The sequence below is a fragment of the Paenibacillus sp. XY044 genome (assembly GCF_002257645.1).
GTDB lineage: Bacteria > Bacillota > Bacilli > Paenibacillales > Paenibacillaceae > Paenibacillus_AQ.
In genome coordinates this window covers 971,293-993,932 of the sequence record NZ_NQMO01000002.1, presented here as the reverse complement: position 1 = coordinate 993,932, position 22,640 = coordinate 971,293, and the positions used below count along the sequence as shown (strand labels likewise).

Here is a 22,640-nt window from a genome sequence, read left to right as displayed (position 1 = left end):
TGACGTGATATGAATCTACAAAAAAAGAGCCTCTGCTAAATGCAGAGGCCCAAAGTGAGAGGGGAGAATACGGTTGACAGAGCTTCACGTACACAGAGAAGAAATATGGCTGGATGCTGCTTGCGCCCACGGATTGGCGGAGCATCTATTTCTTCATCTGCCTCATGAAGCCTGCGGTGTACTGCGGGGTAATGCTGCAGCGGGCGGCATGCGAATCGAGACGTTCTTCCCGATCCGCAACGTAGCGCCTGACCCGCTGCACCGTTTCACCCTGAATCCCCAAGAGTGGGTGCAGGAGTGTCTGAATCCTTCCGGACTGCTCGGAATCTTTCACACGCATCCGCATTCCGCTCCCGTTCCGTCCGCCGAGGATTTACGTCAGCTCCCGCTTTTCGGAGATTTGCTCCGGATCTATTTGATCAGCTCCCCCGACGAATCGGGGTCTTCTATCGTGACTCATGCTTACTTCATTGATCGATCACCGGCAGGTGAGTTCGCGCTCCGCCCGGCCCGGTTATGCATGACTTAAATAGGCGTACAGGTCACCCAGCGTTTCCACCTGTCTCCTGCGCGATATGTCTCGCAGATACATGACCCACAGCTTTGCGGTCATCTTGGCGTCCTCCAAGGCATGATGCCTTCCCTCAATCGGGATATTTTTCTCCATCAGCAGGTCATCCAGCGCAAAGCTGGCACGCTTCGGCTCAAGCCAGCGGGCAATCATCATCGTATCGATCACCCGGTGGCTGAGGTTCACCTTCGAAGTTTTCCACAGCGCCGCATTCAAAAAGGATTTGTCATGCGCGCTCGCATGGGCGACCAGCACCCTTCCCCCGACGAAGTTCATAAAACCGTGCAGTCCGTCCATCAGCGGCGGCGCTTCGTTAATCATCGCCTGCGTAATTCCCGTCAATCCGGTAATGTGGGCCGGAACCGGGCGTTTGCATTGAACGAGGCTGTAGAAAGACTCATCGTCCTTGATCTCGCCCCCTTTGACCCGAAGCGCCCCGATCGACAAGATTTCATCGCCCTGCTGAACGTTAAACCCCGTCGTTTCCAGATCAAACACAACCGTCTCCAGCTCGCTGAGCGGAGTATGCAGAACCTCGGGCCGCCGTTGTTCTCTCATCAGCGAGCGGATAAACGCCATCTGCTGCGCGGAAGAACCGCCCATCACGGAAGCAATCGCCGAGGGCATGCCTCCCTGCCGGAGCAGACTCCAAAAACCGCTGTTCCCCCGCTCCGGCGTCTTCACGGTCTTCTCCTCTCCGCGAATCGGAGCTGACGCTGCAGAGCCCGGTGAGTCCGTCTGACGACCGTCAGGCTTTCGCGGAGCTCATACATCAGCGGCCTTTTCTTGAGCTCCTTCTGCGGAATGTATCCGCTGCTCATGAAGATGCCCTTTTCTTCGCGGTGAGGAGCGGTCGATCTCAGCATCAAAGCGGTGAGAAAGGCGCGCTGCACGTTTTCGAGCAGCATGTTGCCTCCGTCCAGCACCATCAGCCTTTCCAGCCGTTTCAGCGTGGATGATTCCCTGACTCCCTGCTGCAAAGCCATATATCGGACGCTGTTAACGAGCGGGATATAAACCCCGTATTTCACGTCAAAATCTCCGGCATGTTCTCCAAACCGTTCGGTAACTACCTGGCCAAGCAGATTTAGCGTTGCTTTATGTCTGACCGTATTTCGCAGAATCGCGAGCGCAAGCTCCGGCGTCTCATCGAGACATTTACCGAAAAAAGCCTTCCACGCCTCAGAAAGATTGCGGTCTCCAGATATATACCGCATATCTGTGGCGATAATCAGGTAGCGAACCGGCTCCCAGCTGAAGTCGCTGCACCAGTGGGAGAGCTGCGTTTTCCAATCCTCCAGCGTTTTGCGCCACAGTGCCTCAGAGCACATCACTTTCCCCTTACACTTTTCGTAGCCCAAATATTCAAACAAGTCCGACAGCCATTGCCCGAAAGCTTGAAAATAAGCCTCCTTATATGCATCCGGCTCGTCGCTGATGATCAAGCCGTTATCCTGGTCGCTCCACAGCGTCGACTCCCTGCGGCCCGCACTCCCGAATACGACAAAGGCGTAGGGGACGGGAGGCAGGCCGTAACCGGCCTCCTCCAGCTCCCGCTCGCATATATCGACGGCTCTGGCTGCGATCAAATCATGCATTTCGTTGACGAGCGCAGACCAAGCGCCGATCGGCATGTCAGCAAACATTTCTTGTAGCTGCTCCTGACAGTCCAGCCGCCTATGCCGAAGCTCTTCACGCGAGTTTGCGCCAGCAATCGTACCCAGATCCAAGTCACATGATTCCGACTTCAGCGGTTCCATACGGTTCACCCCCTCCATGGTGAATTATATTCAGACAGACTCCTTTAGATTAGGTAAAGGACTCGTTGGTTCCTGCAGACGGCTTAGGAGCCGTTGCAGAAGGTGCCGAAGGTCTGATTTCGGAATCCATCAGCAGCTTCATTTGCTCCGGATAACCGTATGTGCCGTGTTCGCTGATGTCCAGACCCATCATTTCTTCCTCTTCGGTAACGCGGATTCCCATCGTTGCTTTCATAATGGCAATGACGATGAAGGAGATGACGAGAACGAATACGAACGCCCCGAGCACACCCAGCACTTGAACACCCAATTGCGAAAATCCACCGCCATAGAACAATCCCGGTTTACCTACTCCAGTGATCTCAACAAGCTTTGGCGTTGCGAACAATCCGGTGGAAACGGCGCCCCAAACCCCGGCAATACCGTGTACGGAAAAGGCATAGATCGGATCGTCAAGCCCTGCTCTCTCAAACCATTGAGCTGTGAAGAAGGTAATGATACCGGCAACGGCACCGATCACGATCGCCGCCCACGCATCTACGAATGCACAAGAACCGGTGATGGCGACGAGAGCGGCCAAAACGCCGTTCAGCATGCTCGGAATATCGGCTTTGCCGAATATTGCCCAGGAAATCAGCAAGGCGGCGACAGCGCCGGCAGCGACAGCCAGGTTGGTGGTCAAGGCCACATATCCGAAGAATCCATCCATCAGCGGAGTCAGCGCACTGCCCGGGTTGAAACCGAACCAGCCGATCCATAGAATAAATACGCCAAGTACTGATAACACCTGATTGTGACCCGGGATGCTGTTAGGCTTGCCGTCTTTGTTATACTTGCCAAGGCGCGGCTTCAGCATATAAGTGATGACCAGGGCTGCGGTCGCACCTGTCAGATGCACGACGGTCGATCCGGCATAGTCCTGCATACCCAATTGACCCAACCAGCCTCCACCCCATACCCAGTGGGCAACAACCGGATAAATCACGATCATGAAGATCGTTCCAAATACGATATATACGCTCAATTTAGCGCGTTCCGCCATACCGCCGCATGCAATGGCCAGCGAAACAGCCGCAAAGGACAGCTGGAACAAAAACTTAACCGTCAACGATGCATCCGATCCGGATAAGGAATCAAAGGATGCCGCCATGGAATCGCCGGTCAGGAAAAACCCCGTCGTTCCAAATAAACTGTTCCCGTTGCCGAACCCGAGGCCAAAGCCCAATGCCCAGAACACGACGATAGCAATCCCGAGTGTCAGTACGGTCTTCCCTGCGATGTGGCCCGCATTCTTCATCCGTACCGTGCCGGCTTCCAACAGTGCGAAACCTGCCTGCATAAAAAACACGAGCATGGCAGCTATAAATACGAAGAAGGTGTTCAACCCAGCCTGTAGTTGAACGTTGGTTACCCCGTCATCGGCAGCAAAAACCGTTACGGGAAACGTCAATAATGTAAGCATTAATAACATGATTCCAAACCATTTTCTTTTCATGTACCCCATTCCCCCAATGTCAATATTTCTAACACAAAGTGAAATTCTTAATGACATTATAAGCTGATAGTCCTGAAATTGACAAGATTTTTTTTGAAAATAATGAAAAAATGTTTTTCATGTGATATTTACTTACAATGTCAGGTTTACAGGAAAAGCATGACGTTTGACTGTACGGTTCGGATTCATGTATCATAATTTAAGTAATATAATATGGAAACGAGTATTCGTTAATTTCCTGCGAGGTGATATAGGATGGGGATATGATACTGTATCGGATCGGTGAATTGGCTAAAGCAGGGGGTGTCAGCGAGCGTACAATTGATTATTACACCAAGCTGGGATTGATCTTTCCCGAGAAGCGCACGCTTAAGAATTACCGCTTATACAGCCATGAAACCTTGGTCCGGCTTAAACGTATTAATGAATTGAAACAAGAGAAATATAGTTTGGATGAGATTAGAGAGATGCTCGAGAAATGGGATTCGGTTCCGGAAGAGAAGCAGGTGTCCGACAAGCTGTCCCACCTTGAGCTTCACATGCAGCAGCTGGAGCGCGAGGTGAAGGAGCTTGAGCCGCTGATTAAGCAAATGAAGCCAAGCCATGCGCGGCTGGTGCTGCTGAATCTCTTCCCGCAGGGTGCGGCCTGCATCGAGGCTATCCGCCTCTTCCTTGAACAGCACGGCCCAACCCTCTAGTTTTGCGTAAAATAAGGCAGGAGGTATGGAAATGTATTTCGACGGAATGTATATACTTATCATTATTGCATTTCTGTTTTCGCTCTGGGCACAATTTCGGGTTCAGGGTACCTTTAAGAAGTGGTCCACGGTTCAAGCGAACAGCGGCATGACCGGATACGATGCGGCCCGGCATATGCTGGACACCCACGGGCTGCATGACGTGCCGATTGAACCGGTACGAGGAGCTCTCTCCGACCACTACGACCCGATTAACCGCGTCGTCCGTCTGTCAGAACCGGTATATTACGAAAGCTCCATCTCGGCGATTTCCGTCGCCTGTCACGAAATCGGCCACGCCATTCAGCACAAGGAGCACTATCCGATGTTGGTTCTGCGCCACCGGATTTTCCCGATCGTCAACTTCGCATCAGGACTTGCTCCGATCCTCCTGATCGCCGGCTTCATTTTCCAATGGTTTGGATTGATCGGCCTCGGCATTATCTTCTTCTCCGTTGCAGTAGCTTTCCAGCTCATCACGCTGCCGGTCGAATTTAACGCCAGCAACCGAGCACGCGAGATCATGGTATCCGAGGGATACATCACGAACGAAGAAGAGCGCGGCGTGGCGAAAGTGCTGAACTCCGCAGCCCTGACCTATGTTGCAGCGGCGCTGGTTTCCCTGCTCGAACTGCTCAGATACATTCTGATCTTTACGAACAACAACCGTGACTAACACGCACAAGCTGAGCAAATGTATTCACGGAAGACAGCCCTAATACAAAAATACCCCGTGTCGTTTAACCGACCGGGGTATTTTTATTGTTCTGGTGTAAGCCGAAATACTTTAACAGAAAGGTGCGGAAGGACTGCGCCACCAGCGGAAGTTTATCGTCCGAGCGATGAATCAGCCCGATCGTGCGGGTGACTTTCGGCTCCGAAATTTTAACACGTGCCGGCTGCAGCGGATTGGTCTGGAACAGGGCCAGTTCCGGCAGGATGCTGACTCCCATACCAGCTGCCACCAATCCGCGGATCGTATCGGTCTCCTCTCCTTCGAAGGCGATCTTCGGCGTGAAGCCGGCCTCGAGGCATGCATGCCACACAATCGGCCGCAGAGAATAGCCTTTGCTGAAGAGAACGAATTTTTCATCCTTCAGCTCGACGAGCTTGATGCTCTCCTTCTCGGCCAGCGGATGGTTCGGCGGCAGAATCGCATACAGCTCTTCAGTCAGGATCACTTCGCCTTCTACATGTTCATGCTTTTCCGGGAAAGGAGAAATGAAGGCCAAATCGACTTCCGCTGAGATCACGTCACGGATCAAGGACGGGAACATCCCCTGCTTGAAACGGAATTTCACGTTCGGATACCGGCGTTTAAATTCCGCCACTACGGAAGGGATCAGATGAATCCCCAGGCTATGCGGAAATCCGATACGAATTTCTCCCTGCTCCGGATCCAGAAATTCATGAACCTCCATGACCGCCTTATCCAAATCCTTCAGGATGCCCTCCACCCGTTTGCAGAACAGCTGCCCTACGGGGGTTAACTGCAGGTTTCTGCCTTTCTGCATGAATAAGTGGACTCCGAGTTCCTCCTCCAACTGATGAATCTGCCGGCTCACCGCAGACTGGGCGACATGCAGCTCCTCTGCGGCCTGCGTGACATGTTCCTTCTGTGCTACCTTCAAAAAGTATTGCAACTGTCTTAATTCCACTACTTTCGCTCCATTCTGCTTATACGATACCTGTTCATCCGAGCATGGCTAGCCGCGCTTTTTCAGCACCCTGGCCATCAGTCCATAAATAAAGAAACCGCCAATCAATCCGCCCAAATGGGCTACCCAGTTAATGTTGTATTGCGAAACCCAGGTTACGATGACGCCTACGATCAAAATACCGTACACGGTTTTCCGCGAAGCGTCGTCCATCCATTGCCGCTGTAGCAAGGCGATGTACAGATAGGCACCATAAATGCCGTAAATCGCGCCCGAAGCGCCTATGGAAATCAGGATCTCTCCGGTACGGTTGTAATGAGCCATTGTCATCAAGTTGCCCAAAATTCCGCTTAGCAAGTACAGCAACCCGTATCGCCAAGGACCAAGCAGCCTCTCCAGTGGCGGGGCAAACACGAGCAACGCGAAACTGTTAAACAGCAAGTGGGAAAAACCCGCATGCAAAAACATGGAGCTTACATATCTCCACCATTCATTATATTGATCGATATTGGTCAGTGCGCCAAACCGGATCAGCGTTTCATTGTTGGTGGAGCCCCCATTGAAGGCCAAAATGAGAAACATCACCAGGTTGGCTACAAAGAGCAGCGTCGTGATCGGGTAGTACTTCAAATAACTTTTTAAATTCTCGTAACGTACAAATAACATGTTATCCTTCCTTCTATATCCGAGTAAACCGCCGACGAAATTGGACAATGCCTTTTTAAAAAGATTATAATGGACTTTGTCACGAATCACCAATTTTTGATAACCAGGAAGGAGATTTCATATGGCACAAGAACGTACAAATGCAGCTACATTCAAAGGCAATCCGATTACCCTCATTGGCCCGGAACTTCACGTGGGCGATGCCGCTCCGGAGTTCAAGGTCAGCAAAAATTTGCTTGAAGAGGCTACTCTTAAGGATTATGCCGGCAAAATCAAATTAATTAGTGTCGTTCCTTCTCTTGATACGGGAGTATGTGACGCCCAAACGCGCCGTTTCAACGAAGAAGCCGCCGGCCTTGGCGACGACGTCATCGTGCTGACGATCAGCGCCGACCTTCCATTCGCTCAGGAACGCTGGTGTGCCGCAGCCGGAATCGACCGTGTCGTGACCCTCTCCGACCATAAAGAGATGTCGTTCGGCGATGCGTATGGTGTTCATATCAAGGAATTCCGTCTGGACATGCGCTCCATTTTCGTCGTGGACAAAAACGACAAGATTACATACGTCGAGTACCTCAAGGAAATGGCCGAGCATCCGAACTACGAAAGTGCCGTGGCAGCTGTTAAAGAACTGCTGTAATCCGGCTTAAGCCGTTATGATCCCATAAAAAGCGGGAGAAAGAGCTGATCTTTCCCCCGCTTTTTCCTTACTCATTGTGATATTTTGAATTTAGCCAGTTTCTTATCCAAAATGCCGAACAAGTTTAAAATAATCCGGTAATTATACCCCAAATCCCCTAGCGAGCCTCGGGAGGCGGAGTACATATCAACAGCGGTGCGGACTGGACCAACCGATAGCACCGAAACGGTAATATCCACGGTACGGCCAAGCGAGGTTCTCTTCTCAAGCGTGATCTCCCCGACGGAAGACACCTCGTGCAGCACTTTGTAGCCAGGAATTTTTTTAAGTGTAGAGGAGATTTCCTCCCATGCCTTGTCTTTCGATAAATTGTAATAGCGCGTTTTCATTTTAGGATCCTTCGCGCGGTCGCTTGTTCCTTCTTGACTACGAATGACCCCCACTAGAACTCTCTTTAGCGACAAGACCTTTCCTCCTTTATAGTAAACATCATCAATACTTAACAGTTTATCATTGTTACGGTCAGAACAAAAGAGTAAGTACGGGATGATGCCGGAGATTCAACAAAAAAACACCCCTAACCGGAAATGTAACCGGGTCGGGATGTTCTCTATTCTGCACCATTATGGTCGCAATGGGTTCATCGACAAAATAAAAACCCGCCTATGCCGTCCGGTTAAATTGTCTTCTGAACCTGCTCTAGCAGGTGGGTGATCGCATTAGCGGTTTTGAAGTCCCCTTGTCGTATAGACAGGGCGTTTCAGCTGCGCTGCATATAGATCTCCCTCAGACATTATCATTGGTTCAAAACAACGATTAACCGTGGCGAACATCGCAGGATGTAGTCTTATTATAGACCGAAATCGTCAGCATGTAAACGAATTGGTAAAATTTTAGAAGAAAATATCGTTTGCTGACTTAGTTTCTTTTACCTGGCCCATCGCCATTCAAAACGCTTTCGTTGTGCAATTCATCGTCTTTATCCGGATCACCTGACTGACTTACGGTACCCTCCGCATCAGCGGCTTCCTGCTGCGCCTCTTCTTCCTTCAGTTTGAGACGCTCCGCTTGCTCCTGCATCTTCATGTAGGTGCCATAGAAGTTAAAAAACGCCCACAGTGCGATGACGCTTCCGCCGAAGAAGAAAATCAGCGCAGGATACTTAGAACCAATAAACAGGACGACCGCACTTCCAAGTACGGTAGCGAGCACCCGGAAAGGCCGGATAATCGTAATCAGAACCGCATTCTTCAAAATCTGGCCGATGCTCATATGGTAATGAACGATCATCGAGAAGAAGTTGAACATCGACAGGAACAGAACGATCAACAGGATCAGCATCACAATACCGATCAGCTGCATATTGCGGAATTGAGTCATATAGACCGTGTAATCCACCATCATAATGACAAGCAGCAGGACGTAGAAAATACCGCCCACCATGCTTTGTTTGTAGTTTTCCTTATACGCCCTAAAGTAGGTGCTGAAAATCTTAATATCGGTATCGCCCATCACCCACTTGCGCACTACCGCAAACAGCGCCGCGGTTGCTGGAAACAATGTAAACGGTGCCACGATTCCCATGGCCCAGTTCATCTGCAGCGATTCGTTAGCCCCCGTCACCAGCAGCTTCGTTACCAGAAAAAAGAAGAATGGGATCGAACACAGCATCCACAAGATATTGCTGTAAGCAATCCGGGTAATCCACTCTGTAATTTTGTAAATTCCACCCATTGCACCTTTGAATTCCAAGTAAAAGTCTCCTCCTCCACTAACATGCCTGTACCTATAATAATACCGCATTTTAACCGTACATTGCCAGAGCCTAATTTCCGGCATTTGGGTGTTGGTCTATACATGCGGGCGAAAACCGTCATAAGATACACCGTAATCCAAAAGAGTTCAACTTTTGAAGGAGGTTATGTTCAATGTCTCACGCTGTAGGCGGAGTTGGATATGGATATGGTTGCGGTGCCGGCATGTTTGGTTCCACAGGTGCCATTCTGGTGCTGTTCATCCTGCTCGTTATTATCACTCGCGCATTCATCTGGTAATTTGATGATATAAGAAAACGTCTATCGACGTACATTCGTGCGAAGACAGACCGTGTTAAACGGAAGTTTTTCTTGCGATTATAGAATGGTTCAGCTCCGTGAAAATGAATAAATTCTATAATCATGAAAAAAGAGGCGAAGTGCACGCGGCACTTCGCCTCTTTATTATTTTACTTCTCGTAAGAGTCTTCGCGTTTCGTCGGACGGCGTCCCTCGCTGCTGCTGCTTGTGCGCGGTTTGCGGTCGCCGCGGTACGAATCCCCGCGTCCGCTGTAGCTCTTGCTGTAGCCGCCGCCGCGTCCATCGCGGTCGCGGTTATAACCGCCGCTCCGGCTGCCGCTGTTGCCGCCGCGGTAGCCGCCGGACGGTTTGCGTCCGCTGCGCAGGTCCGGCTTGCCGCTGTGACGGCGTTTGACGCGGATCGGCTCTTCCGGCGTCAGCTGGATATCCGAATCCTTCTTCTCGCCTGTCATCATCTTCAAAGCCGCAGACAGCAGCTGCACGGAGTCGTACTGCTCCAGCAGTTGGATGGCTAGTCCTTTGTATTCGTTCAATTCGCCATTCTCTATGGTTTCAAGCAATCTTTCCGCCGTAACGCGCTGTTTGCCTTCGATAGCTTCAGCCAGCGTAGGCAGCGGTTTGCGCGGAATCCGGTGGCGGGTTACGCGTTCGATCAGATGCAGATGATCCATCTCCCGTGGAGTGACGAAGGTCCATGCGGTTCCTTCTTTACCGGCACGGCCGGTACGTCCGATCCGGTGCACGTAGCTTTCCGGATCCTGAGGAAGGTCAAAGTTCACGACGTGGGTAACGCCGGATACGTCGAGACCGCGGGCAGCAACGTCCGTCGCTACCAGCACGTCGATGCTTCCGTCGCGGAATTTACGCATGACGGTGTCGCGCTGGTTCTGGGACAAGTCCCCATGCAGGCCGTCTGCGGAATATCCGCGCTTCTGCAAGGCTTCGGCCAGTTCATCGACGCGGCGTTTCGTGCGTCCGAAAACGATGGCAAGCTCCGGAGATTCCATATCGATCAAGCGGCTGAGCGCTTCAAACTTCTGGCGTTCAGGCACTTCGATATAAGCTTGGTCGATCAGCGGTGCGCTGACTTGTTTCGGAATGACGGAAACATGCTCCGGATTTTTCAAAAATTGCTGTGCCAGCTTCTGAATGTTCGGCGGCATCGTCGCGGAGAACAGCATCGTTTGGCGTTCTTCCGGAACCAGTTTCAGGATCGTTTGGATGTCCTCCATGAAGCCCATATCCAGCATTTCGTCGGCTTCGTCCAGAATGACGGTTTCGACATCGTCCAGACGGATCGTTTTGCGGTTAATGTGGTCAAGCAAACGACCTGGTGTGCCGATAATAATTTGTGGTCTCTTCTTCAGCGCGCGGATCTGGCGTCCAATGTCCTGACCGCCGTAAATCGGCAGGGAACCAATCCCTTTGAAGCGGGTCAGTTTTCCGATTTCCTCCGCGACCTGAATCGCAAGCTCCCGGGTAGGTGTCATAATGAGGGCGACGATTTTATCCGTATCTTTGGAGATTTTATTAATCAACGGGATACCGAAGGCAGCTGTTTTGCCTGTACCCGTCTGTGCTTGGCCAATCATGTCCCGCCCGCTCATCGCGATCGGAATGGATTGTGCCTGGATCGGTGTCGCTTCCTCAAACCCAAGCTCCGTAATGGCCTGCAATACCTTTGGTTCGAGGCCTAATTCTGCGAAATTTTTCAAATTTTTCATACTCCTTCTATAAAGTGGACATACCACAATCTTGTCTGTATTCTTAAGTAGCGGTAAACATTATATAGGGTAGCCAAACTTCGATCAATAATTTCATGGCTTATATTCTCTATAGCGTTTATCCGGGCAAACAGAACAGCCTACAGAATTTAGTAAACGGTAATTATTCTCCTGAAACAATGCAAAATAATACTATTGTACAACCGTACTCAAGAACATCTAATACATTATATCACAAACCAATTTACAAACACCAGTCAAGCTGAAAGAACTTTCAAACTTCTTGCAGAAAATTACATAATGGGGTGATGAGCTTGGAGCTCAAAAATATTTGGAAGTATCTGGTCGTAGTCCTGGGTGCGGCCTTTATTGCCAGCGGGTTCAATTTATTCCTCGTTCCGCTGCATTTGCTGAGCGGGGGCGTATCGGGCTTGTCGATGCTCGTGAATTATTTTACACCGATCAGTCTCAGCGTACTTTATTTCGTGTTCAACATACCGATGCTTGTCGCCGGCTGGTTCCAGCTCGGCAAACGTTTCATCATTCTTAGCATTCTGTCGGTCGTCGCCACGACATGGCTGATCGCGGTGATCCCCGAGACATCCCTCGTGTCCGATAGGCTGCTGGCCGCGGTATTCGGCGGTGTACTTGTCGGGATCGGAGCAGGAATCTCGTTCCGGGCCGGGGGCTCCTCAGGCGGATTCGATATCATCGGGTCCATCGTTACCCGTTACCGCGACTTCCCGATCGGCAGTGTTCTCGTGACCATGAACGGAGTGGTCATCCTCGCGGCCGGTTACTTACAGGACAATTGGAACCTTGCGCTCGCCTCCATCGTATCCATATTCGTCACGGGCAAGGTCGTGGACATGATCCATGTAAGCCATTTCAAAGTCACCGTGTACATCATCACAAACGAAACGGACGCTCTTCTTCATCAGCTGCTGGAACGGCCGCGCGGAGTAACCAAAATCAAGACGCAGGGCGCTTTTTCCAATGTGGAAAAGGATATGCTGATGACCGTCACCACCCGATATGAGCTGGCCGAGCTGAAGCGCATCATCAAGCAGACCGATCCCAAGGCGTTCGTCAACATCGTCGAGACCGTCGGTGTCATGGGTTCCTTCCGCAGAAGCTGATTTTTGTATGCGTTGTGTAAAAAAAACGCCAAATGTGGTATATTAATAGTGCGCGCTTCCTACAATAGTTCCATGAGATTAGGATCGACCCGAATTTCCCAAAGCACTAAAACGCTTTTCCGATTCGCCTTGCGTTGGATCATCTGACTGTGAAGATTCGAAGGAGGAAAGGGTGATTTTTGTGGAAATGGAAATGGAAACGGTAAAGTTGTCCCAAATCGTCATGAAATGGTTCCCGGATATGATGCCATTCTTGAAGCAAAATGAACTGAATTCCCTCATTGTGCTGCGGGACGGACTTAGCATTCTGGAACAAGAAGATGCCATGGAGATCATCCAGTACAGCATCTGTGAACATCAGAGCTCCGCGTTTCTCCACTGATTTATAGCAAGTGCTTTGAATAACATGCCATTCGCGTATGGCCGCTTCGGCGGCAGCGCGGATGGCATTTTTATTTGGCCTGAAGCGGCCCCAAGGACGGGAACCAGATTTTTTGTCAAAATGTTGGAAGTCGCTTTTCCCGCAAGTATTTAGGCATCCCGGTGGCAACCCTACGAAAGAGGAAGGCCGTTTGATTCCAGGCCGATCCGTTTAAAAAAAAGGAAGGTACTAAGCCCCGCAGCCTTCGCCAAATGATTACAAAGCTGTTGCACTAAACAGGAGGTCGTTCCGATATAATGTACATGTAAGCCATTCAAGGGAGAGAGTATTATGAATATTATTTGGGCACTGTTGCTGCTGCTCGGAAACAGTGCCGGGCATTCTCAACATGACAGCAATCATTCGTTAAGCCAATTGTTTCAGGCTACCGTTCATTCCGCTATAATCGCTTCCCAAAAAGACGTTCCGGTCAGCGCAGACCACCCTCCGGTCAAGGTGGATCCGCAGGTCACCGCACCCAACGTCAAAGGCATTTACGTTACCGCTTACAGCGCCGGTGGTTCGCGTATGAATCAGCTGCTTGATCTCGTCGACAAAACCGATTTGAACGCGATGGTGGTCGACATCAAGGACGATGCCGGATACATAACCTATAAGACGGACAATGCCACATTGAAGCAGATGGGCAAGCCGCAGTCGTTCATTCCCGACATCGACCAGCTGATGCAGCGTTTGAAAAAGCATAACGTGTACCCCATCGCCCGGGTGGTTGTATTCAAGGATACGATCCTTGCCAAGAAGCGGCCGGATCTGTCATTCAAAAAACCGGACGGGACGGTCTGGGAAAACGGCAAAGGCGATAGCTTCGTCAACCCGTACAGCAAGGAGGTATGGGATTACAACATCGCCATCGCCAAGGAAGCGGCAAAGCTTGGCTTTAAAGAAATCCAGTTCGATTATGTACGGTTTCCGGAAGGGTTCGAGAAACGGGCCGACACACTGAAATACGCCAAGAACGGGAAATCCCGCGTGGATGCGGTCGCGGAGTTCGTCCAATATGCACGCAAGCAGTTATCCCCTCTCGGCATTCGCGTTTCTGTTGACATTTTCGGCTATGCGGCGTCCGTTCCGGCGGCGGAAGGGATCGGGCAGGATTTCGGCAAAATTTCCGAAAACGTGGACGTGATCAGTCCGATGGTGTATCCGAGTCATTACACGACGGGCTGGTTCGGCGCCCAGGACCCGGACAAGGAACCTTACAAGACAATCAAGGGATCCATGGCCGATACGCATAAAAAGCTGGATCCGCTCGAAGACCGCAAGCCTATCATCCGCCCGTGGATTCAGGATTTTACCGCGAGCTGGCTCGGCAGCGGCCATTACGAGAAGTACGGCAAGCAGCAGGTAGAGGATCAGATCCGAGCGTTAAAAGACGCCGGCGTGGACGAATACTTATTATGGAACGCTTCGAACCGGTATTCCCAGGGCGTGGCCTACAAATAAGAGGCACCGTCTAGATCAAAAGGCTCGATTATAAACGCACTTCCTTATCCCGGCGGCTTTCGCCGGGTTTTATTTATTTGGAAATGACCCTGTTCAAACCGGCGTGCCATGGTTTACAATGATAGTCTTGTCACCTTTATGTCAGAAATTCAGATGTCTGTGAGGCTTATTTCACCATGAAAACAACACTGTCGCTCAAGCAAAAAACCATGCAGTTTATCGTCATCCTGCTGCCGATTCTGGTTACGCAAATCGCACTGTCCGCGATTACGTTTTTCGATACCAACATGTCCGGCCGGGCCAGCTCGACCGACCTCGCCGGCGTGGCGATCGGCACAAGCCTGTGGATTCCGCTGCAAACCGGCCTTAGCGGCATCCTGATGGGTATGACCCCGATCGTATCGCATCTGGTTGGCGGCGACAGCCGCAATAAGGTAGCCCATCACGTAATACAAGGGCTGTATCTCGCCATTTTGCTGGCCCTTGTGATTCTCGGAATCGGTTCGCTGCTGCTCCCCGTTATATTGGACGGGATGAACCTGGAGGCCGACGTCAGGAATATCGCCTTCCGCTTTTTGAGCTATCTGTCCATCGGCATCGTGCCGATGTTCGGATATACCGTGCTGCGGAGCTATATAGACGCGCTTGGCCAGACCCGGATTTCCATGCTGATCACGCTGATCTCGCTGCCGATTAACGTCGGCTGCAATTACCTGCTCATCTTCGGCAACTGGGGATTCCCTCGTCTGGGGGGCGCAGGCGCGGGAATCTCTTCCGCCATCACTTATTGGTGCGTGTTCCTGATTGCGATCCTGTTCATCCATCGGCTTCATCCGTTCACGGATTACGGTATCTTCCGGAAGCTTTACGGCGTATCGCTCTCCGTCTGGAAAGAGCTTCTGAAGATCGGGGTGCCGATCGGCTTTTCCATCTTTTTTGAAACCGGGGTGTTCTCCGCCGTCACCCTGCTGATGAGCAGCTTCGATACAGTGACGATCGCAGCCCATCAGGCGGCGATGAACTTTGCGTCCACGCTCTATATGATTCCGCTCAGCATCAGCATGGCGCTGACCATCCTGGTCGGCTACGAGAACGGGGCGGGCCGGCTGCGGGACGCCAGACAATACAGCAGGCTCGGCATTTCCACGGCTGTGGGCCTTTCGCTGTTGACCGCCGTCATCCTGCTCGTAGCCGGACGTTATGTCGCAGGATTCTACTCCGAGGAGAGCCACGTGATCGAACTGATTCAGCATTTTCTGATCTACGCGATTTTCTTCCAGATCTCCGACGCCGTAGCCACGCCGGTTCAGGGAGTACTGCGCGGATACAAAGACGTCAATCCGGCATTCATCATTACGTTTATTTCGTACTGGGTCATCGGTCTTCCCGTCGGCTATCTGCTGGCCGAGTTCACCCCGCTTCAAGCCTATGGCTATTGGGTCGGCCTGATTACAGGGCTCGCGGTCGGCGCGGCACTCCTGCTCGGACGGCTCGTTAAGGTTCAGCGGCGGTTCGCTGCCGCCAAAGGCGCGTAGCCACCGGGTTCCCCGAGCGGTTACTCATCTTGCCGTGCAAGCTAAACCGAAATGACCGATCCTTCCCCATTCAAGCTCACCAAAAAGGCGCTGCAGGGTTAAACCCGCAGCGCCTTGTATGTGTACCGTACGATCGTTTATTGCGAGAGCCGTGAAGCAAGCTCATACAGTTCCCGGTTAAATTCCTTCTTCGTGTTGACGACTTTATCGATATCCGTCAGCACAAGTTCGCCTTTAATGATGCCGCAAGCTTTGTCGGATTCGCCCTCGATCAGCATGCGAACCGCAAAATCGCCCAGACGGCTCGCCAGGTTCCGGTCTGCCGGTGTCGGAGTCCCGCCGCGCTGGATATGTCCAAGCACCGTGACCCGCGGTTCCAGCGTCGGGCAGCGGTCGGTCAGAGCTTTGGCAACCTCTTCTCCGCTTCCCACGCCTTCCGCCACGAGCACGATGCTGTGCCGTTTGCCGTGGGCGAAGTTCTGTTTCATCCGCTCCGTAATTTCGTCCATGTCGTGCGGCATTTCCGGCACGAGGATCGTCTCCGCACCCGAAGCGAGGCCCGCATGCAGAGCGATATCTCCGCAGTGTCTTCCCATGACTTCTACAATGGAGGACCGCTCGTGCGAGGACATGGTGTCGCGCAACTTATTCACCGCATCAACGACAATGCTGACCGCGGTATCGAATCCAATGGTGTAGTCCGTAAAGGCGATATCGTTATCGATCGTCCCAGGCAGTGCCATCGTGTTGATGCCAAGCTTGCTGAGCTTATTGGCGCCCTGGTAAGAGCCATCTCCGCCGATAACGACAAGGCCGTCGATTCCGTGCTTGCGGAGAATGTCCGCACCCCTCTCCTGGCCTTCCGGTGTCATGAATTCTTTGCAGCGTGCCGATTGGAGAATGGTGCCGCCGCGCTGGATAATATCGCCCACGCTGCGCAGATCCATCGAGAAGATGTCGTCGTTCAGCAGGCCGTGATACCCGCGCTGAATGCCGTAAACCTCAAGTCCGTGATACAAGCCGCTGCGTACGACGGCACGTACCGCTGCGTTCATCCCTTGCGAATCTCCGCCACTGGTTAATATTGCGATTTTTTTGACTGCCATGTTATTTCCTCCTCTTATCACTCGTACAAATGCTTGCGGATCCACCGGCTGTTGAAGAAGAAGAATAAGCGGGTAAGCGGGCTTCCCTTCATCAAACGTTTGGATACGGAGCGAACTTCCTGCTGCTCGCTGACTTTGGGATCGGATAAATAGATTGCCAGCAGCCCCTCAATGATCATCCGATGGAACGGGGGCACCGGGATGGCTGCAACATCCTTCCGGGCCGATTCCACAATAAAGGCAATCCGGTCCAGCATGACTTCGGGGCTCTCATAGTAATTGCAAAAATTGAGGTCTCCGCCAAGCCGATCCTCTTCCTGATCAATCAGGTAATCCAGCATAATATGCAGACAGCAAACATGTGGAAAATATGACGCATGAATGGAGGCGGCGGCAGTACTGCTCAAATTGCGGTCGCTTGCGGCAAGAAAGAGCATAAACACGCCCAAGGTCGAACCGGTTGCCGCGGCGAACTCGTTCCACTGGAGCTGGGGAGTCCGTTCACGGTGAAGCTCCCACCACGCAAGCAGCGCCGGTTCTCTTAACTCCGGTTTAATGTGCTTGTAAACCTGCAGGTCGGTATACAGGCCCGCTAAATCCCGGATAAAGGGCATTGCGGCAGCGTAGCCGGGCAGCTGGCGTATGCAGCTCTGGCAGGTTGTCACCAACCCATGCAAATAACCCCCGTCATTTTGCTCCTGACGAAGTGCATAGTAATTCACAGGCTCGGCCGCCGGGTCGATCGCATCCAGCATCGATTGGTGAAGCAGGCGGAAATCCTCGGCGTCCATGGATGTGCTGCGGTCACACAGGTTATCCAGATAGTCGCTGATCGTCTGATAAGCCACGATGAGCTTGGTAAGTATAAGCCGTGCCGGCAGCGGAACAGCGGCATAGATGCCTCCGCCCTCACAGTGAAATTGTTTCGTCTCAATACTCGCCAAGGCTTGCTTTCTCAGCTCGGGATCAGGGATATTCCCTGCTTTCCTCCGCCATCCGTCCAGTTCTTTTCGCACTTCCGGCAATATATGCTTGTACACCCGGCTCATTAAACTGACAGGATTCCGGGGAACTTGATATCGAGTTTGCCCATTTACATTCAAGACGGTGCCTCCACATTGTTGTCTACTTGTATCGATCCTAATGTACTTTATTATAATATGGTCCTGGAATTTGCACAAATAAACCGTGCATGAATCCGCCCTTTTTTTACAACAATATGTGTCCAATTAAAGGAGTGTGCCGGGATCTCCTCGAAAAGGTAAGCTGAAAGATTCTACCGCCGCAGCATATGCTCGTATATAGTATAACGGTCGGCACCATGCTGCAGAGTGACTTTTTGCACAAAAAATACAATACTTCGGGGTACGTGGCATGAAACTAGAAAAATCAACGCCAGATGTCAATTGGCAAAGAGCATTCACCTTTACCATCTACGGGACCAGCGTCCTGGTCGCCTCCTATTTCCAGCTGTACTTCAGCCATTTGGGCTTCAGCAGCTCGCAGGTCGGCTATCTTTACGCCGTCGGGCCCTTCATCTCCATCTTCTCCAATATGTTTTGGAGCATGGCCAGCGACCGGTACCGGACGACCAAAAAGATCATGCTGCTGCTCTTCGCCGGACAGCTGGGCATGGGGCTGATTCTGTCAGCCACCTCTTCTTTTTATATGGTGTTTGCGCTGATTACGGTCTTTTATTTCTTCTATTATCCGGTATTCCCGCTGTCGGACACGATGTCGATTCAGACCGCCCAGAGGCACGGGAAAAATTTCATCGTCATCCGGGTTTTCGGTTCGATCGGCTATGCCTTCTTCGCCCTGTCCATCGGCTATGTTCTCGGCAATGTCGGCATTTCCCGAACGCTGCTCTTGGTCATCCTCATTGCGGGGGCTGCCCTCCTTCTAGCGACAAGACTCAGGGACGGCGTTAAAACGGACGGGCAGAAGATGGAATGGAATGGCCTGTGGAACGTGCTTCGGCAAAAAGAAGTGCTGTGGTTCTTTGCGGGCGTGTTCTGTCTCGCTCTCCCTTACCGGATGAATGAAGCGTTCCTGACCCTAACACTCAAAAGCATGGGCGCAAGCGAGGGGCTGATCGGCTGGTCCCTGCTGGCGGCGGCCCTCAGCGAAATTCCGGTTTTCTTCCTGCTAAGCCGCTTCGGAGAACGTTTCAAGGAGCTGCCGCTCCTCGCTCTGGCCGCGCTGATGTTCGCGCTGCGTTTCTTCTTGATGTCGATCGCGGATCATCCCGGGACGGTCATCGCGGTCCAGGCCCTGCACAGCGTGACCTTCGGCATCTACTATGTGACGGCGGTCCGGTACATCACCCGGATGATTCCGGATGAATTCCGGGCGACAGGACTCGCGCTGTTTACGATCGTATGGTCGAGCGCAGCCGGGCTCGTCAGCGGGACGTTCGGCGGCGTGCTGTATGAACATGCCGGGCGCACAACCTTCTATTTCATCGCCGCGGGGCTGGCACTGACCGCCTGCGCCGGTTTTTTGGCTAGACACCTGCTCGGGAATGCCAAGGTTCCGGGCGCTTCGATGGATAGCCGCAAGATGTAACCTACAAAAAAGGCCCATTTTCTAACCGCGAGAACGGAAGGAAACGGGCTTTTCTCTTCACAAATATACGAAGACAAAAAAGCACAGTCCCCGTATGAGAACTGTGCTTAATAAGCAATTTTTAACCAAAACTTATAAGGAATCCGTTACCGGAGTCGATCTTATAATTTGATTACGTTAGCAGCTTGAGGGCCACGGTTGCCATCAGTGATTTCGAATTCAACTTCTTGACCTTCGTCCAAAGTTTTGAAGCCGTCTCCTTGAATTGCGGAGAAATGTACGAATACGTCCTCGCCGCCTTCAACTTGGATAAAGCCATAGCCTTTTTCTGCGTTAAACCATTTAACTGTACCTTTCAAATGAACAACCTCCTAAAAATACCGCCATCTGTGGCGAATAAGTACATTATACTTCATGACCTTTGACAATGCAATCGCTCTTTTTCGTCCGAAGCTTCTTTTTATGGAACGGAATTTATAAGTTTTATCTAAGCTGAACCATCCCATTATCGCAAGAAAAACTTCCGCGTAAACACGGTCTGTCTTCAATGAAATTTGCATTGAGGACGTTTTTCTTATTTGCTTTTACACAAGCCTCTGCGGTATCATTTTACCAAAAGACCAAACGGAGAATGACATATGATCAAAAAACATGAAATATACAAAAAAGACAAATGGAACATGATGACTGTCGAAGTCCAGGGCCGCTATATCGTCCTGCGGGAAATTTCCGATCAGTGGGGCGAAGAGACCCACACCTTTATGAGCCGGCCAGCCATGATGCAATGGGTGAACAACCGCTTTCCGAAGGAAGATTATGAGGGCAATGAAGATGAATGGCGTCAAATTATGAATGCCTTTAAAGAGGTATAATTCGGGATGGAATACGGCAGCGTCCTGATCTTTGTTATTTTGGCCTTCTGTTTAGGCGCAGTTCTGATCATGAAAAAGGATACGATCCCGCCGCAGCTGAAGCGCGGCATGGCTATCATCGCCCTCATCATGGTCCTGGTTGCCTTTTTCCTTATTGTATACAATTTGCTTACCATGGGTTCCAGCCCTAATGGAGGATAAATAATCTTTTTCGGGTAAGGTCATACTAAGGGGTATATTTCTTCAAGACAGACCGTCAGAGGAGGTCCCCTTTTGTGAGATACTCGAAGACCCTGAAGCTTGCCGTCGCCATCAGCATGCTCTCGGTCCTGTTTGTTCCTCCTGCGGCTTCTTCACATGGAGCCCAATTCATATTAACCCAACAGTCAAGGAGGATTCCGATGGAACAATTACCTAAACGCTCTGAAGTACCCGCCGAGCACCAATGGAAGATTGAGGACCTGTTCGCCAGCCAGCAGGCTTGGGACAAAACTTTTACCGAACTTCAGCAGGAAGTAAAGAAGGCCGCCGATTTCCAAGGCAAACTGGATAACGCGGCAGCGGTGAAAGATTGCTTCGCCCTGGAGGATGAAATCTCCCTGAAGACGGAACGCCTATATGTGTTCGCTCACCTGCACCACGACGAAGATACAGCCAACCCTACATACCAGGCCCTGTCGGCCAAAGCCAAAAAAATGAGCGTACAGGTGGGCGAAGCCCTGTCCTTCATCACGCCGGAAATCTTGTCGCTGCCGGACAGCAAGCTGGATGAATTCATTGCCGATCCGCAGCTTGCCGATTACAAATTTACGCTTACCGAAATGAAGCGTGAGAAAGCGCATGTCCTATCCAAGGCGGAAGAAGCGCTGCTCGCGCAGGTTGGCAACCTGTCCCAGGCTCCGCAGACGATCTACGGCATGCTGAACAACGCCGACCTTAAATTCCCGAAAATCAAGGACGAGAACGGCAAGGAAGTGGAGCTGACCCACGGCAGCTACATCCAGTTCCTGGAGAACCCGAACCGCGAAGTCCGCGAGCGGGCGTTCAAAGCGGTGTACGAAACGTACGGAAAGCAAAAGAACACGATCGCTTCCACGCTGAGCGCCAACGTCAACAAGAACATGTTCTACGCCAATGTGCGCAAGTACCCTTCCGTGCTGGAGATGTCCCTCTACGGCGACAACATTCCGAAGGAAGTGTACACGAACCTGATCGACACCATCCATGAAAGCCTGCCACTGCTGCACCGTTACATGGAGCTGCGCAAGAAGCTGCTGGGCGTGGATGAACTGCATATGTACGATCTGTTCGCCCCGCTCGTTGACGAATATAAAATGGACATTACGTATGAAGATGCGAAAAAGACCGTATCCGAAGGCTTGAAGCCGCTCGGCAAAGACTACCTGGCTTCCCTGCAGGAAGGCTATGACAACGGTTGGATTGACGTATACGAAAATGAGAACAAGCGGACCGGCGCTTACAGTTGGGGCGCCTACGGCACGCACCCTTATGTGCTGCTGAACCACAAGGAAAACCTGAACAGCATGTTCACCTTGGCGCACGAGATGGGCCATGCGCTGCATTCCTATTATTCGGACAACGCGCTGAAATACCGTGACGCGCAGTATACGATTTTCCTGGCGGAAGTGGCCTCTACGACCAACGAAGCGCTGCTGATGGATTACCTGCTCAAGAAATCGACCGATCCGAAGGAAAAAATGTACCTGCTGACTTATTATGCAGACCAGTTCCGGACAACGGTGTTCCGTCAAACGATGTTCGCCGAATTCGAGAAACTCGTCCACGAACGTGCAGAGCAAGGCGAAGCGTTGACGCCTCAGGCGCTGTCGGAGATCTATTACGACCTGAACGTGAAATACCACGGCAAAGACATGGTCGTCGACAAGGATATCGAGATGGAATGGGCTCGCATTCCCCATTTCTACACCAGCTTCTATGTGTACAAATACGCTACGGGCTTCTCGGCGGCGACCAGCTTCTCGAAGCAGATTCTGGAAGAAGGCCAACCGGCCGTCGACCGTTACCTCGGCTTCCTGAAGAGCGGAGGCAGCGACTTCTCGATCAATATTTTGAAAAAAGCCGGAGTCGACATGTCTTCGCCGCAGCCGGTCCGCGAAGCGATGAGCGTCTTCGAAAGCGTCATCGAGCAAATGGAACAGCTGACAAAATAAGTTGAACGGCCAGGCCT

Annotated in this window: 24 protein-coding genes and 1 other RNA gene; 13 read left to right on the top strand and 12 right to left on the bottom strand. The window is 51.6% G+C overall.

Annotated elements, in window-relative coordinates; all coding sequences use genetic code 11:
- Nucleotides 1-73: 73 nt before the first annotated feature.
- Nucleotides 74-529 (top strand): M67 family metallopeptidase, encoded by a 456-nt coding sequence (locus CJP46_RS13010; protein ID WP_179281145.1) that lies wholly within the window; start codon nt 74-76, stop codon nt 527-529.
- Here CJP46_RS13010 and CJP46_RS13005 read toward each other — a convergent pair.
- The 3 genes from CJP46_RS13005 to CJP46_RS12995 are packed head-to-tail and all read right to left on the bottom strand — an operon-like array spanning nt 515 to nt 3,826.
- Nucleotides 515-1,255 carry an exonuclease domain-containing protein gene (locus CJP46_RS13005; RefSeq protein ID WP_094595990.1) on the bottom strand — a complete coding sequence of 247 codons (741 nt, stop codon included), beginning with the start codon at nt 1,253-1,255 and terminating at the stop codon, nt 515-517. The two genes, CJP46_RS13010 and CJP46_RS13005, sit on opposite strands and share 15 nt — an antisense overlap.
- Nucleotides 1,252-2,331 (bottom strand): DUF294 nucleotidyltransferase-like domain-containing protein, encoded by a 1,080-nt coding sequence (locus CJP46_RS13000; RefSeq protein ID WP_094595989.1) that lies wholly within the window; start codon nt 2,329-2,331, stop codon nt 1,252-1,254. Before CJP46_RS13000 ends, CJP46_RS13005 begins: the two co-directional genes overlap by 4 nt.
- A gap of 49 nt (nt 2,332-2,380) precedes the next feature.
- On the bottom strand, nt 2,381-3,826 hold the full coding sequence (locus CJP46_RS12995; RefSeq protein WP_094595988.1) for an ammonium transporter: 1,446 nt from the start codon (nt 3,824-3,826) through the stop codon (nt 2,381-2,383).
- A 263-nt stretch (nt 3,827-4,089) separates the two neighbouring features.
- Between CJP46_RS12995 and CJP46_RS12990 the strand changes: the two genes are divergently transcribed.
- Together CJP46_RS12990 and CJP46_RS12985 are read left to right on the top strand one after the other, a co-directional pair.
- Nucleotides 4,090-4,524 carry a MerR family transcriptional regulator gene (locus CJP46_RS12990; protein WP_094595987.1) on the top strand — a complete coding sequence of 145 codons (435 nt, stop codon included), beginning with the start codon at nt 4,090-4,092 and terminating at the stop codon, nt 4,522-4,524.
- Between the two features lie 31 nt (nt 4,525-4,555).
- Entirely contained in the window at nt 4,556-5,239 is a 684-nt protein-coding gene (locus CJP46_RS12985) for a zinc metallopeptidase (RefSeq protein WP_094595986.1), read from the top strand.
- A 64-nt stretch (nt 5,240-5,303) separates the two neighbouring features.
- Here CJP46_RS12985 and gltC read toward each other — a convergent pair whose 3' ends face one another.
- Both gltC and CJP46_RS12975 read right to left on the bottom strand, forming a co-directional pair.
- Nucleotides 5,304-6,221 (bottom strand): glutamate biosynthesis transcriptional regulator GltC, encoded by a 918-nt coding sequence (gene gltC / locus CJP46_RS12980; protein ID WP_076170234.1) that lies wholly within the window; start codon nt 6,219-6,221, stop codon nt 5,304-5,306.
- A 48-nt stretch (nt 6,222-6,269) separates the two neighbouring features.
- On the bottom strand, nt 6,270-6,887 hold the full coding sequence (locus tag CJP46_RS12975) for a rhomboid family intramembrane serine protease (RefSeq protein WP_094595985.1): 618 nt from the start codon (nt 6,885-6,887) through the stop codon (nt 6,270-6,272).
- Nucleotides 6,888-7,008: 121 nt separating this feature from the next.
- On the opposite strand from CJP46_RS12975, the gene tpx reads away from it, so the two are divergent.
- A complete protein-coding gene (gene tpx / locus CJP46_RS12970) occupies nt 7,009-7,527 on the top strand; it encodes a thiol peroxidase (RefSeq protein ID WP_094595984.1) in 519 nt (172 codons plus the stop codon).
- A gap of 71 nt (nt 7,528-7,598) precedes the next feature.
- On the opposite strand, the gene CJP46_RS12965 is transcribed toward tpx, so the two are convergent.
- From CJP46_RS12965 to CJP46_RS12955, 3 genes are all read right to left on the bottom strand, one after another.
- Nucleotides 7,599-7,991 (bottom strand): DUF1499 domain-containing protein, encoded by a 393-nt coding sequence (locus CJP46_RS12965; protein WP_094595983.1) that lies wholly within the window; start codon nt 7,989-7,991, stop codon nt 7,599-7,601.
- Between the two features lie 188 nt (nt 7,992-8,179).
- Nucleotides 8,180-8,371, bottom strand: a non-coding RNA gene (ssrS, locus tag CJP46_RS12960) — 6S RNA.
- Between the two features lie 74 nt (nt 8,372-8,445).
- Entirely contained in the window at nt 8,446-9,279 is an 834-nt protein-coding gene (locus tag CJP46_RS12955; RefSeq protein ID WP_094595982.1) for a YesL family protein, read from the bottom strand.
- Between the two features lie 176 nt (nt 9,280-9,455).
- On the opposite strand from CJP46_RS12955, the gene CJP46_RS36840 reads away from it, so the two are divergent.
- Nucleotides 9,456-9,581: a YjcZ family sporulation protein gene (locus CJP46_RS36840; RefSeq protein ID WP_218831031.1), complete on the top strand. Its 126-nt coding sequence runs from the start codon at nt 9,456-9,458 to the stop codon at nt 9,579-9,581.
- Nucleotides 9,582-9,751: 170 nt separating this feature from the next.
- Here the strand turns inward: CJP46_RS36840 and cshA are convergent, their stop codons facing one another.
- Entirely contained in the window at nt 9,752-11,317 is a 1,566-nt protein-coding gene (gene cshA, locus CJP46_RS12950) for a degradosome RNA helicase CshA (protein WP_094595981.1), read from the bottom strand.
- A gap of 323 nt (nt 11,318-11,640) precedes the next feature.
- On the opposite strand from cshA, the gene CJP46_RS12945 reads away from it, so the two are divergent.
- The 4 genes from CJP46_RS12945 (at nt 11,641) to CJP46_RS12930 (ending at nt 15,885) form a co-directional block, all read left to right on the top strand.
- The gene (locus CJP46_RS12945; RefSeq protein ID WP_373557982.1) at nt 11,641-12,465 is read left to right on the top strand and encodes a YitT family protein; all 825 of its coding nucleotides are present in this window, start codon (nt 11,641-11,643) and stop codon (nt 12,463-12,465) included.
- Between the two features lie 187 nt (nt 12,466-12,652).
- Entirely contained in the window at nt 12,653-12,847 is a 195-nt protein-coding gene (locus CJP46_RS12940; protein WP_094596167.1) for a hypothetical protein, read from the top strand.
- A gap of 330 nt (nt 12,848-13,177) precedes the next feature.
- Nucleotides 13,178-14,350, top strand: a complete 1,173-nt coding sequence (locus CJP46_RS12935; RefSeq protein WP_094595979.1) for a putative glycoside hydrolase — start codon at nt 13,178-13,180, stop codon at nt 14,348-14,350.
- Between the two features lie 176 nt (nt 14,351-14,526).
- Complete coding sequence (locus tag CJP46_RS12930; protein ID WP_094595978.1) at nt 14,527-15,885, top strand: MATE family efflux transporter; 1,359 nt, start codon at nt 14,527-14,529, stop codon at nt 15,883-15,885.
- Nucleotides 15,886-16,022: 137 nt separating this feature from the next.
- Here CJP46_RS12930 and pfkA read toward each other — a convergent pair whose 3' ends face one another.
- Nucleotides 16,023-16,991, bottom strand: a complete 969-nt coding sequence (gene pfkA, locus CJP46_RS12925; protein WP_094595977.1) for a 6-phosphofructokinase — start codon at nt 16,989-16,991, stop codon at nt 16,023-16,025.
- 17 nt (nt 16,992-17,008) lie between these two features.
- A complete protein-coding gene (locus tag CJP46_RS12920) occupies nt 17,009-18,040 on the bottom strand; it encodes a tetraprenyl-beta-curcumene synthase family protein (RefSeq protein WP_094595976.1) in 1,032 nt (343 codons plus the stop codon).
- A 325-nt stretch (nt 18,041-18,365) separates the two neighbouring features.
- Between CJP46_RS12920 and CJP46_RS12915 the strand changes: the two genes are divergently transcribed.
- The gene (locus CJP46_RS12915) at nt 18,366-19,559 is read left to right on the top strand and encodes an MFS transporter (protein ID WP_094595975.1); all 1,194 of its coding nucleotides are present in this window, start codon (nt 18,366-18,368) and stop codon (nt 19,557-19,559) included.
- Nucleotides 19,560-19,720: 161 nt separating this feature from the next.
- Here CJP46_RS12915 and CJP46_RS12910 read toward each other — a convergent pair whose 3' ends face one another.
- Nucleotides 19,721-19,918: a cold shock domain-containing protein gene (locus tag CJP46_RS12910; RefSeq protein ID WP_094095967.1), complete on the bottom strand. Its 198-nt coding sequence runs from the start codon at nt 19,916-19,918 to the stop codon at nt 19,721-19,723.
- A gap of 279 nt (nt 19,919-20,197) precedes the next feature.
- Here CJP46_RS12910 and CJP46_RS12905 point away from each other — a divergent pair, with 279 nt between their 5' ends.
- From CJP46_RS12905 to pepF, 3 genes are all read left to right on the top strand, one after another.
- Nucleotides 20,198-20,431 carry a hypothetical protein gene (locus tag CJP46_RS12905; RefSeq protein WP_094595974.1) on the top strand — a complete coding sequence of 78 codons (234 nt, stop codon included), beginning with the start codon at nt 20,198-20,200 and terminating at the stop codon, nt 20,429-20,431.
- 6 nt (nt 20,432-20,437) lie between these two features.
- Nucleotides 20,438-20,632 carry a hypothetical protein gene (locus CJP46_RS12900; protein WP_094595973.1) on the top strand — a complete coding sequence of 65 codons (195 nt, stop codon included), beginning with the start codon at nt 20,438-20,440 and terminating at the stop codon, nt 20,630-20,632.
- A gap of 200 nt (nt 20,633-20,832) precedes the next feature.
- Nucleotides 20,833-22,623: an oligoendopeptidase F gene (gene pepF / locus CJP46_RS12895; RefSeq protein WP_094595972.1), complete on the top strand. Its 1,791-nt coding sequence runs from the start codon at nt 20,833-20,835 to the stop codon at nt 22,621-22,623.
- Nucleotides 22,624-22,640 lie beyond the last annotated feature (17 nt).